This is a genomic window from Flavobacterium sp. NRK F10 (assembly GCF_024054235.1).
Classification (GTDB): domain Bacteria; phylum Bacteroidota; class Bacteroidia; order Flavobacteriales; family Flavobacteriaceae; genus Flavobacterium; species Flavobacterium sediminis.
The window spans coordinates 1,074,043-1,086,157 of record NZ_JAMXLC010000001.1 but is presented as its reverse complement, the minus strand read 5'-3'; the positions used below and the strand labels follow the sequence as shown (position 1 = coordinate 1,086,157).

The following is a 12,115-nucleotide window of genomic DNA, read 5'->3' as shown; positions in this document are numbered from 1 at the left end:
TCTGGAATTAATTAGGATTCTTTTTTTGAGATCTCATCTCTTATTTTAGCTGCTTTTTCATAATCTTCGTTTTGAACAGCTTCTTCTAGTTTGTCGTAAAGTTCTTGTAAAGTGTATTTGCTAAGGCTTTCTGTTTCTTCCGGTTTTTCTTCTTCATTTAGGCCAAAAGCTTCCGGGGTAGTCAGAATCTCTTCTTCGTTTTCTGCATTTTCTTTTGATTCTTCAGAAAGATTAGTTTTTAGGTAAATACCGGCTTTGTCTAAAATGTTCTTGTAGGTAAATATAGGTGCTCCGAACCGAATAGCTAATGCTATCGCATCAGATGTTCGGGCATCGATAATTTCTTCAATCTTATCGCGTTCACAAATAATACTGGAAAAGAAAACACCGTCTACTAATTTATGAATGATAACCTGTTTTACGACAATATCAAATCGTTCTGCAAAATTTTTGAACAGATCGTGCGTTAAAGGTCTGGGAGGTTTTATTTCTTTTTCAAGTGCAATAGCAATGGACTGGGCTTCAAAAGCACCAATAACAATAGGTAAATTTCTTTCACCGTCCACTTCATTTAGGATAAGCGCATAAGCACCATTCTGGGTTTGGCTATACGAAATTCCTTTTATTGTTAATTTAACTAAACTCATACTTCCGTAGTGTAAAAAATAAATAACACGCTTCTAATTAATTCGTCAAAAATAAAAAAAAGAGCTATCCTAACAAAGATAACTCTTATTTTAAAGTTTTAGAAATAAATATTATGCGTTATTTGCTTTGAACGCTTTTAATTTTTCAATTAGTTTCGGTACAACTTCAAAAGCATCACCTACAACACCATAATCGGCTACTTTAAAGAAAGGAGCTTCCGGGTCGTTGTTGATTACTACTTTTACTTTTGATGCGTTGATCCCGGCAATGTGCTGGATAGCACCTGAAATACCTACAGCAATATATAAGTTAGCTGCTACCGGTTTACCGGTTTGTCCTACGTGTTCACTGTGAGGTCTCCATCCGATGTCAGAAACCGGTTTTGAACAAGCTGTTGCAGCTCCTAAAACAGAAGCCAGTTCTTCGATCATACCCCAGTTTTCAGGACCTTTTAATCCTCTACCGGCAGAAACAACGATTTCAGCATCAGCAATAGTTACTTTTCCTGTTACTTTTTCAACGTTTTCCGTTTTTATGTTAAAATCAGCATCATTTAATGCCGGTGCAAAATCTTCTTCTGTTAACGAAACGGCTCCTTCTGCTAAACCGAATGAGTTTTTAGCTAAGCCGATAACTTTAACATCTGTTGAAATTTCAGTAATGTTGAACGCTTTGTTTGAGAAAGCATTTCTCTTTACTTGGAACGGACTAGTACTTACAGGTAATGCAACTACATTTGAAGCGTAACCGGCATTTAAATTAACGGCAACGATAGGGGCTAAATATAAACTGTCGGTCGTTGATGATAATACCACTAATTTTGTTCCTTCTTTTTCAGCCGCTTGTTTGATGACATCGGCATAAGCTTTAGCATTAAAGTTAGCTAGTTTGTCGTTTGATACTTTTAAAACTTTACTAACACCGTATTTTGCTAAATCACTAACGTCAGTTGCATTTACAGTTACGGCAGTAACTGTAGTTCCCATAGCATCGGCTACATTTTTAGCGTAAGATGCTAACTCTAAAGCCACTTTTTTAAATTTTCCTTCTGCTGATTCAGCGTATATTAAAATTGACATGATTTCCTGTTTTTTAAGATTAGAGATTAGATTACTTTAGCTTCGTTGTGTAATAAGTTTACCAATTCGTCTAAGTTGTCAGCGCTAACTAATTTAACGGCTGATTTCGGAGCCGGTTTTTCAAATTTAACGGCTTTAGTAGCTGAAGCCGAGCTGGTAGGTTCGTTAACAGCTAAAGCTTTGGAACGAGCCATCATAATTCCTCTCATGTTCGGAATTCTTAAATCTTTCTCTTCTACTAATCCTTTTTTTCCTGCAATTACCAAAGGTAAAGTAGTGCTTACGGTTTCTTTACCACCATCGATCTCTCTGATCGCTGTAGCATTATTTCCGTCTACTTCAATATTTATACAGGCATTGATGAAATTATAACCTAATAAAGTAGCTAACATACCGGGAACCATTCCTCCGTTATAGTCAATAGATTCAGTACCGGCAATCACTAAGTCATATCCTCCGTTTTTAACAACTTCAGCTAGTTCTTTAGCTACAAATAAACCGTCAGTTGGGTTTGCGTTAATACGGATAGCTTCGTCAGCACCGATAGCTAATGCCTTTCTTAAAGTTGCTTCAGTGTCTGATCCGCCTACATTAACAACGGTCACTGTAGCACCTTGTTTTTCTTTAAACCAAATTGCTCTTGTTAAACCAAATTCATCATTTGGATTGATTACGAATTGAACACCGTTTGTGTCAAACTCAGTATCGCCATTTGCGAAGTTAATTTTTGATGTAGTATCAGGTACGTGACTGATGCAAACAAGTATTTTCATATTCTGATTTTTGAATTTTTATTTTTACGACACGAAGTTACTAAAAAAAAATATATAAAAAGCTATGCGCGCATAATAAATTTTGATTTTTAAAATATTTTTAAGTTTTTTTGAGGTTTAATCAAAAAAATGCCAATTAATCGGGTTTAAATTTAATATTTTATTAACTATAAGGTTTTAGTAAATAAATTTAGGATTAATACGTATTTAGATACTGATAAATTAATTTTTGTTATTTTTGCGTTTGTACATCTATAATAAGAAACAATGAAAACGATACAATTTAGAGAAGCAGTTTGCGAAGCAATGAGTGAAGAGATGCGTCGTGACGAGTCTATATATCTAATAGGAGAAGAAGTAGCAGAATATAACGGGGCTTATAAAGCATCAAAAGGAATGCTTGACGAGTTCGGTGCTAAAAGAGTTATTGATGCTCCGATTGCTGAACTTGGTTTTGCAGGGATAGCTGTAGGTTCTGCTATGAACGGTAACAGACCGATTGTAGAATTCATGACATTTAATTTCTCATTAGTAGGGATTGATCAGATCATCAACAATGCTGCTAAGATGCGCCAAATGTCAGGTGGTCAATTTAATATCCCGATTGTATTTCGCGGTCCGACAGCTTCAGCAGGTCAGTTAGCGGCAACGCACTCTCAGGCTTTTGAAAGCTGGTATGCTAATTGTCCGGGTCTAAAGGTAGTAGTGCCTTCTAATCCGTATGATGCAAAAGGGTTGTTGAAATCTGCTATTCGTGATAATGATCCTGTAATTTTTATGGAGTCTGAACAAATGTATGGAGACAAAGGAGAAGTGCCTGAGGGAGAATACACGATTCCACTTGGTGTTGCCGACATTAAAAGAGAAGGAACAGATGTAACCATTGTTTCTTTCGGTAAAATATTAAAAGAAGCATTAATTGCAGCTGAAGAATTGGCTAAGGAAGGTATTTCTTCTGAAGTAATCGATTTGAGAACGATTCGCCCAATGGATTATGATACAATTCTTAATTCGGTTAAGAAAACAAACCGTTTAGTTGTATTAGAAGAGGCTTGGCCTTTTGGAAGTGTTGCTTCTGAGATCACATATATGGTTCAGGAAAAAGCATTTGATTATTTAGATGCTCCTGTTCAGCGTATAACTACGGCTGATACTCCTGCCCCTTATTCGCCGGCTTTGTTAAAGGAATGGTTGCCTAATGCAAACGATGTAATAAAAGCCGTAAAAAAAGTAGCTTATAAATAAGATAGAACTTCTTATATTTGAAACTTCATCAGGACTTCTGATGAAGTTTTTTCGTTTTAAACCATTATTATGTTAAAATATCTTTTCTTTTTTAGTTTTATATGTACTGTAGCTTTCTCACAAACTAAAGTTGGTGGTAAGGTTATAGATGAGTTTGGTGAGCCGATTCCTTTTGCCAACGTTATTTTTAAAAACTCTAAAGAAGGTGTTATTACAGATGAGAATGGTTATTTTTATTTTGAATCGGATAATGATTATACTGTCTTACAAGTTTCTTTCGTTGGTTTTGAAACCTTAGATGTTCCCTTGAAAAAAGGGCTTAATTCCAATTTGAATATTGTTTTAAAAGAGGGAACAACCTTGAAAGAGGTGGTAGTGTATACCGGTAAGACCTCAAAAAAGAACAATCCGGCTTTAGATATCTTACGAAAGATATGGGCGCGCAAGCGAAAGAATGGTCTTTACATGTTCGATCAGTATAAATATGATAAATACGAAAAGGTAGAATTTGATATCAATACGATTGACAGTGCTTTCATGAGCAGCAAAGTTTTTAAAGGGATGGAGTTTGTATTTGATAATATTGATACTTCAAGAATAACCGGAAAAGCTTTTCTTCCGATTTTTATTAATGAAAGTATAAGCGAAGTTTATGGCGATAATATTAAGAAAAAGAAAAAAGAGATATTAACGGCAAATAAAAAAGCAATGGGTAACGGAGACGGTGTTAATACATTTATTAAAGATCTGTATGCCGATTACGATATCTATAACAATTATCTCAAATTTTTTGACAAAGCTTTTGTGAGTCCGCTTTCAAGAACGGGAATCGATGTATATAACTATGTGTTGAATGATAGTGCATTTATTGATAATAAATGGTGCTATAATATTGTGTACTATCCGAGAAGAAAAGGAGAATTGACCTTTAAAGGTGATTTTTGGGTGAACGATTCTACATGGGCAATCAAAAAGATTAATTTAGAAGCCAGTAAAAGTGCTAATATTAACTGGGTAAAAGAAATCTATATTGAACAAGAGTTTGATGTGTTAAATGATTCCGTGTTTTTATTGAAACGGGATTATATGATGTCCGACTTTAGTTTTTCTAAAAAAGAAGAGTCAAAAGGACTTTACGGAAAACGAACTACTATCGTTAAGAACCATGTGTTCAATCAGCCTAAGGACGATAAATTTTATAAAGAAGAAGTTAATTTTTACGACAATAAAGTTTTTGACAAGTCTGACGAATTCTGGTCAGAGAATCGTTTTGAAAAACTGAATAGAAACGAGTCCAGTATTTATAAAATGTTGGACACGTTGCAAACAGTGCCGAAATTTAAACGTATCTATAATCTGGCTACTATTTTAGGAAGCGGGTATATCCAATTCGGTCATTTTGATTATGGACCTATATTTTCCACTTTTGGTTATAACGATGTGGAAGGGCAACGTATAAGGATGGGAGGAAGGACTTATTTCGGGCCAAATGATCGTTGGAGGCTACAGGGGTATACTGCTTATGGTTTTAAGGATAATAAATTCAAATACGGAATCTCAGGAAAATGGATGGTTAATACTAAAAAAAGATTGATTTTAAATGCCGGAAACCGTAGAGACGTAGAACAGATCGGGGTGAGTTTAACGACTTCAAATGATGTCTTAGGTCGAAGTTTTGCTTCTTCATCTTTATTTTCCAGCGGAACGAATAATAAGCTGACATCAGTGAACCTCACGACAGTTGGGGCAGAAATAGAACCGGTGAAGAATTTGGTTTTTCAGACTAACTTTTCGTATCGTACTTTAAAATCGGCTTCAGATGCCTTTAGTCTGGATTATTATACAGACGCCACACAATCAGAAATTAAAAGTGAAGTAAAACAATCTGAGATCAATCTTGTGGTGGAGTATACACCTAAGAGAAAAACAGTAGGTTATGGTGTGGAGAGACTGGAAGTAGACAATAATTATGCTCGTTTCTTTGTGAGTTACAGCAATGGTTTTAAAGGAGTTATGAATAGCGATTTTAATTACCAGAAACTACAACTATTTTACAGACAGCCTGTTTTGGTTGGTGGTTTCGGGCGTTTGTTTACAACTTTTGAAACCGGAAAGATTTTCGGAGAAGTACCGTTAGGATTGATGGGAGTAGTTCCCGGAAATCAGTCTTGGTTTATTATAGAGAATACCTATAATCTTTTGGATTATTATGATTTTGTAGCTGATGAATATGCGTCGCTTCATTTTGAGCATCATTTTAACGGAAGGTTATTTTCCAGAATTCCGGGATTAAGAAAATTGAATTTAAGGGAGATCGTAGGGATTAAAGGGGTTTATGGAAGTGTTTCAGATGAGAATAAACTGATTAATGCTTCCGGACTGAATTATGTGGCTCCCGAAAATGTATATTGGGAATATCATGCAGGTGTGGGGAATATTTTTAAAGTCTTGCGAATCGATTTTGCCTGGAGAGGAAGTTATATGGATATGCCTAATGCAAGAAAGTTTGCCGTTAAAGCATCATTCGGTTTCTATTTCTAAATTTTCAGAAGTATATTTTTTTAGCATAACATTTTTGCATCTAATGTTTTATAGTGCTAAATTTGTCGACCTTATATAAATAAAAAATAAAACATGACAGCAGATAATGTTACTACTTTCGACGTGTTAGTAGAAATCCCGAGAGGAAGCAGAAATAAATACGAGTACGATTTTGATTTGAAAAAAATCCGTTTTGACAGAATGTTATATTCTTCAATGATGTATCCGGCAGATTACGGGTTCATTCCTGAAACTCAGGCTTTAGATAACGACCCACTAGATGCTTTAGTGTTGTTCACAGAGCCTTCTGTTCCCGGGTGTGTGGTTGAGGTAAAACCAATCGCTATTTTCTATATGTCAGATGATAAAGGACCGGATGAAAAGATTATTTGTGTTCCGGTTTCTGATCCGGTAGCGAATAAACTGAACAACTTGTCAGATATCAATCCGCATTTGATTCAGGAAATCGAACATTTCTTTAAAGTATACAAAGATCTTGAAAACAAAAAAGTTGATGTAGGCGGATGGGGAGATGTTAACGAAGCGAAAGAAGCTTTTGCAACGTGTAAAAACAGATTTGACGCTATTGAGAACAAACCGGAAGGTTTATTCAGTATTTAAGAGATAAAACAAAAAAACCGATTCTAAACAATCGGTTTTTTTGTTTCTATAAAAAAACGGATTTAAAACAAACCGTTAATTTCAGCATCAATTCTGTTAATGATCATTCCTAGGTCTTCAGGATTGTCTACAAAGTTGATATTGTCTACATCAATAATTAATAATTTTCCTTTGTCGTAAGTCTGGATCCAAGCTTCATAGCGTTCATTGAGTCGACTTAAGTAATCAATAGAAATAGAATTTTCATATTCTCTCCCTCTTTTATGTATCTGGTTCACCAAATTGGGAATAGAACTTCTTAAATAGATCAATAGGTCAGGAGCGCCTACCAAGTCTTCCATAAGGTCGAACAACGATTTATAATTGTTAAAATCCCTGTTCGTCATTAATCCCATAGTGTGGAGATTAGGAGCGAAGATATGGGCATCTTCGTAAATCGTTCTGTCTTGTATCGTGGCTTTTCCGGACTCTCTTATTTGTAAGACTTGTCTGAAACGGCTATTTAAGAAATAGATCTGTAGATTAAAACTCCAACGTTCCATTTGATGATAAAAATCATCCAGATAAGGATTATCTACGACATCTTCAAAGTGAGCCTCCCATTTAAAATGTTTTGACAAAAGTTTGGTCAAAGTCGTTTTTCCAGCACCTATATTACCGGCAACAGCAATATGCATTTTATAAATTAATTTTGTAATTAATAATAGAATTCCAAGGGGTAAAAATAGACAAAATTCCTTCTTTATAGAAGAAATTTACAAAGCTTTTTTGGTTTATACTGATGGTGTTAATTTCTTTGTTCTCAAAATTATAAAGAAAAAGTTCTTTGCTTGTGGCAAAAAGACATTGCTTTTCGTTGATAAATTGGAGCTGTTCTGTAACAGGAATGTTCCCGATTCGGAAGATTTTTCCAAAAAGATTGATGCCATAAACATTATTTTCTTCATCTACCCAAAAGGCATAATTGTAATCGGTTTTGAAAAATTTTATTTTAGAACGAATAGGGGTGGAAATCAATTTTAATTGATTAGTCTTAAATTGGTATAATCCTATTTTTTGAGTGATACTGTCAAAAAACCAGATTCTATTTTGAGAAGCTAATCCGATGTTTTCAAAACTGATAAGTTCATTCAGTTCATTACCGTTAATAATAGTAGTTTGGTTGAGTTGATTGTCTAATAAAACAATACTGTTAAAATCTTTGTAGAAGAGAACGATTTGCAACGGATTCAAGATGTCGACCGTTTCAATTTTGCCTAAAGCTAGATTTTTATATTCTTTATGATTTTGTGTATTACTTTTGATTAATGCGTTGTCTTTGATATAGTAATAATTGTCAAAAGCATCACGACCAATGAATCTGTCGGCTTCCGGGAAAGATAAACTGTCTTTATAAACAGGGCTCTTTTTCTCCTGAGCAATAGCAAAAGAGCAAAAAAAGAAAAAAAACAATAAAAATTTTGTATTCATCGTGATCCCAGATTAAACTTTTTGTGTTAATAATTGTCTAAAGTTAGTGTTTTAACTGTGTAAAAAAGTAAAATTTGTAACAAATAAAAGAAATAACAGTCTAAAATAATAAACAATATTCACATGAAAAAAATATTATTTTCTTTAGCTTTCATGACTGGATTTGTATCATTTGCCCAAGATTTTCAAGGAATGGCGGTATATGAGTCAAAGACCAGTACAGCAGAATTCATGAAAAACATGCCTAAAAACAGGGATATCACCCCGGAGATGCAAAAATCAATGGAAGAACGAATGAAAAAAATGTTTGAAAAAACATTCATTCTCAATTTTAACAGAACGGCTTCTGTCTATAAAGAAGAAGAAAAACTGGATATGCCCGGACAAGAAAATGCCGGTCGAATGATGCGAATGATGGGCGGTGGAGGAACACATTATAAAAATGTGAAAGAAAAAATATATGTTGAAGACAAGGAGTTTATGGGGAAAGAATTCTTAATTAAGGATACATTGCCGAAATTAGAATGGAAATTAGAGAATGAAACCAAACAAATAGGAAATTATACCTGTTTTAAAGCTACGGCCATAAAACCAATTGACGAGTCTGATTTTAGAAATTTTCGTATGAGAAGAAGAAATGAGGACGAAAAGGCTAAAGAAACTGAAGAGAAAAAAGATACACTTAGCGACTCTGCCAAAGTAACTAATTTTATGGATCAGTTGGAAATTCCCAAAGAAGTAACCATCACCGCTTGGTATTCGCCGGAAATTCCGGTAAATCAAGGACCGGAAAATTATTGGGGACTTCCGGGATTAATTTTAGAAGTAAATGATGGGCAAACCACTATTTTATGCTCTAAAATAGTATTGAACTCTAAAGAGAAAGTAGATATTAAACCTGTGACTAAAGGAAAAGAAGTTACTCAAAAAGAATACAACGAAATTGTTATGAAAAAGATGAAAGAGATGCAGGAGATGTTTCGTAACAACAGAAACGGAGGACATAGAGGAGGTTTTGGGCCAAGATAATTTTTTATGAAGAAAATATTATTTGTTCTTACAATGGCACTTTCAATAAGTGCTGTTGCTCAAAATATACGTTTTGAAGGCGTTGTAAAAGATAGTACAGGTGTGGGGCTTGAGATGGCTAATGTTATGGCAGTCAACAATGATACTAAAGCGATGGATTCCTATGCTATTACCAACGATAAAGGAAAATACGTATTGAATTTGAAAGCCAATACTTCTTATACGTTAAAAGCCAGTTACATTGGTTTTCAGTCGTATGAAAAGACACTGAGAACTTCAGCGCAAAATATGACCTTTGATATCGAGATGAGTCAGGGAGTTCAGTTAAAAGATGTTGAGGTCGTGTATGAAATGCCGGTTACCATTTCAGGTGATACGATTGTGTATAATTCCGATTCGTTTACTAATGGAACAGAACGTAAGCTTGAAGATGTATTGAAAAAGCTTCCGGGTGTGGAAGTCAATAAAGACGGAGAAATTCAGGTGGAAGGGAAAACCGTTCAAAAAGTAATGGTTGAAGGAAAAGATTTTTTTGACGGAGATACTAAAATTGCGACCAAGAACATTCCGGCAGATGCTTTGGATAAAATTCAGGTGCTTCGTAATTATAATGAGGTCTCTAATTTAAAAGGATTGGAAAACAATGAAGAAAGTATAGCTCTGAATATTAAACTGAAAGAGGGAAAAAAGAACTTCTGGTTTGGCGATATTACTGCAGGTATAGGTGTTGGTCATGAAGAGGACAGGCATATTGTAAATCCCAAATTGTTTTATTACAGCCCGAAATACAGTATTAATGTCATTGGGAATATCAATAATATAGGAGAACTACCGTTGACCATGAGTGATTATTTTAAATTCACCGGCGGATTTAGAAATATGATGAAAAAAGGAGGCTCTTCTTTTAACGTTACTTCAAATGATTTAGGGATCTTAGGGTTGCGAAATAATCAGGCAGCCAATATTGACACGAAGTTCGGGGCAGCTAACTTTAGTTATAACCCTTCTAAAGCCTGGACAATCAGTGGTTTCGGTATTTATTTAGGGAATAAGACCAATATTATTACAAATTCAGTAAACGACCTGCCGGTAGGAAGTTCTGCTAATTCTCAGGAAACCCGAAGTCAGATTACGGAACAAAAAAGTGATCTGGGAATGTTTAAGTTAAGCTCAAGTTATGTGCCGTCCGATAAAGTACATTTTGATTATGATGCTTTCTTAAAATATTCCAAACAGGATGAAAACCAGAGTGTCGTATCGTCAGAAGCAGGGACAATTTTTACCAATAAAGAGCAAAAACCGTTTAGTATTAATCAGAATCTGAATTATTATTATACACTAAATGATAAAAATGTGTTTGCATTTGAAACACAACATTTATATCAGGAAGAAGATCCGTTCTACAATGCAAATCTTGAAATGCTTCCTTTTACCCTTGTGGGGTATGACAATACGCAAACAAGAGACGATATTACTCAGAAACGCTTTGTAAAAACAAATAAATTAGATGCTAAATTTGATTATTACTATATGGTTACACCAAAAAGTAATATCAATGTTACTTTAGGGAATACATACTCGTATCAGAATTTTGATTCCGGTATTTTTCAGATCTTAGATAACGGAACGCAAAATGACTTAGATGATACAGAGAATACAAATAATGTTGATTATTCGTTTAATGATGTGTTTTTAGGATTGCATTATAAATTTATTTTAGGTGAATTTACCTTCAATCCGGGAGTTACCGCTCATTATTATAGTATGAAAGATTCGCAGTTAGGGGATGAGTTTACAAGAAATTTTAACCGTTTTTTACCTGATTTCTATGCCTTATGGCAAATTAAAAAATCAGAGACCTTAACTTATAACTTTTCGTTGACCAATAATTTTACAGATATAGTAAAATTAGCCGAAGGCTATGTATTTTCAAATTATAACAGTTTGTTTCAAGGGAATCGCTATCTGGAAAATTCATTGTCACAAGTACATAGTCTGAGATATTTTAAATACAATATGTTCAATTTTGAAAATATCTTTGCAAACATTACATATACCCGACAAGTAGACGCTGTTAAGAACAGAGCTTTTTTAAGTAGTATCAATCAGGTTTCTACTGCTGTTAATATGGATTCTAACTTTGCGGATGAGACTTTTACAGCTTCCGGGAATTATGGAAGAAGTTTCTTGAAATATTACAAAGCTTCAGGAGGGTTGAGTTTAAATTGGAGTAAATTCAACAATATACGTGTATATACAACAGGAGATCAGATTCAGGCTACGGAATCCTTTGCACAAAATTACTATGTCAGATTTTCGACCAATTATAAAGAATTGCCTAATTTAAGCTTGGAATACGCCTACACAATAAACGATAACTCCAGTGATATTTTCTATACAGACAATCCGTCGATTGAGTTAGAATATTATTTTTGGGATGCTTTCTCTTTTGTTTCAGAGTATAGTTATTACCACAATAGAAATAAAGGAAAAACGATCGATTCTGAATATGATTTCTTGTCAGCCAGTTTAATGTATCAAAAGAAAGACAGTAAATGGGAATGGAAATTGTCCGGAACTAATTTGTTGGAAACAAAAGGATTGAATTCCAATAGTTTTAATCAGTTGGGAGGAACCAGCAGTTTTTCAAGTTATGTAGTTCAGCCGAGATATATTATTTTAAGTTTGAAGCATAGTTTATAAAAAAGA

At 34.3% G+C, this 12,115-nt stretch carries 10 protein-coding genes; 5 read left to right on the top strand and 5 right to left on the bottom strand.

Annotated elements, in window-relative coordinates; translation table 11 throughout:
• Window positions 1–11: 11 nt before the first annotated feature.
• The 3 genes from NHF50_RS05030 to NHF50_RS05020 form a co-directional block, all read right to left on the bottom strand.
• Window positions 12–647, bottom strand: a complete 636-nt coding sequence (locus tag NHF50_RS05030; protein ID WP_109568632.1) for a bifunctional nuclease family protein — start codon at window positions 645–647, stop codon at window positions 12–14.
• A 111-nt stretch (window positions 648–758) separates the two neighbouring features.
• Complete coding sequence (locus NHF50_RS05025; RefSeq protein WP_109568631.1) at window positions 759–1,727, bottom strand: electron transfer flavoprotein subunit alpha/FixB family protein; 969 nt, start codon at window positions 1,725–1,727, stop codon at window positions 759–761.
• Between the two features lie 26 nt (window positions 1,728–1,753).
• Complete coding sequence (locus NHF50_RS05020) at window positions 1,754–2,500, bottom strand: electron transfer flavoprotein subunit beta/FixA family protein (protein ID WP_109568630.1); 747 nt, start codon at window positions 2,498–2,500, stop codon at window positions 1,754–1,756.
• Window positions 2,501–2,767: 267 nt separating this feature from the next.
• Here NHF50_RS05020 and NHF50_RS05015 point away from each other — a divergent pair, with 267 nt between their 5' ends.
• From NHF50_RS05015 to NHF50_RS05005, 3 genes are all read left to right on the top strand, one after another.
• The gene (locus tag NHF50_RS05015) at window positions 2,768–3,745 is read left to right on the top strand and encodes a pyruvate dehydrogenase complex E1 component subunit beta (RefSeq protein ID WP_109568629.1); all 978 of its coding nucleotides are present in this window, start codon (window positions 2,768–2,770) and stop codon (window positions 3,743–3,745) included.
• Between the two features lie 69 nt (window positions 3,746–3,814).
• Window positions 3,815–6,286 carry a DUF5686 and carboxypeptidase-like regulatory domain-containing protein gene (locus NHF50_RS05010; protein WP_252775256.1) on the top strand — a complete coding sequence of 824 codons (2,472 nt, stop codon included), beginning with the start codon at window positions 3,815–3,817 and terminating at the stop codon, window positions 6,284–6,286.
• A gap of 93 nt (window positions 6,287–6,379) precedes the next feature.
• The gene (locus tag NHF50_RS05005) at window positions 6,380–6,907 is read left to right on the top strand and encodes an inorganic diphosphatase (protein ID WP_252775255.1); all 528 of its coding nucleotides are present in this window, start codon (window positions 6,380–6,382) and stop codon (window positions 6,905–6,907) included.
• A gap of 62 nt (window positions 6,908–6,969) precedes the next feature.
• Here NHF50_RS05005 and NHF50_RS05000 read toward each other — a convergent pair whose 3' ends face one another.
• A complete protein-coding gene (locus NHF50_RS05000; RefSeq protein ID WP_109568626.1) occupies window positions 6,970–7,584 on the bottom strand; it encodes a deoxynucleoside kinase in 615 nt (204 codons plus the stop codon).
• A 1-nt stretch (window position 7,585) separates the two neighbouring features.
• Window positions 7,586–8,377: a hypothetical protein gene (locus tag NHF50_RS04995; protein ID WP_252775254.1), complete on the bottom strand. Its 792-nt coding sequence runs from the start codon at window positions 8,375–8,377 to the stop codon at window positions 7,586–7,588.
• 123 nt (window positions 8,378–8,500) lie between these two features.
• Here NHF50_RS04995 and NHF50_RS04990 point away from each other — a divergent pair, with 123 nt between their 5' ends.
• Both NHF50_RS04990 and NHF50_RS04985 read left to right on the top strand, forming a co-directional pair.
• Complete coding sequence (locus tag NHF50_RS04990) at window positions 8,501–9,406, top strand: GLPGLI family protein (RefSeq protein ID WP_252775253.1); 906 nt, start codon at window positions 8,501–8,503, stop codon at window positions 9,404–9,406.
• A 6-nt stretch (window positions 9,407–9,412) separates the two neighbouring features.
• On the top strand, window positions 9,413–12,109 hold the full coding sequence (locus NHF50_RS04985) for a TonB-dependent receptor (RefSeq protein ID WP_252775252.1): 2,697 nt from the start codon (window positions 9,413–9,415) through the stop codon (window positions 12,107–12,109).
• The last annotated feature ends 6 nt before the right edge of the window (window positions 12,110–12,115 follow it).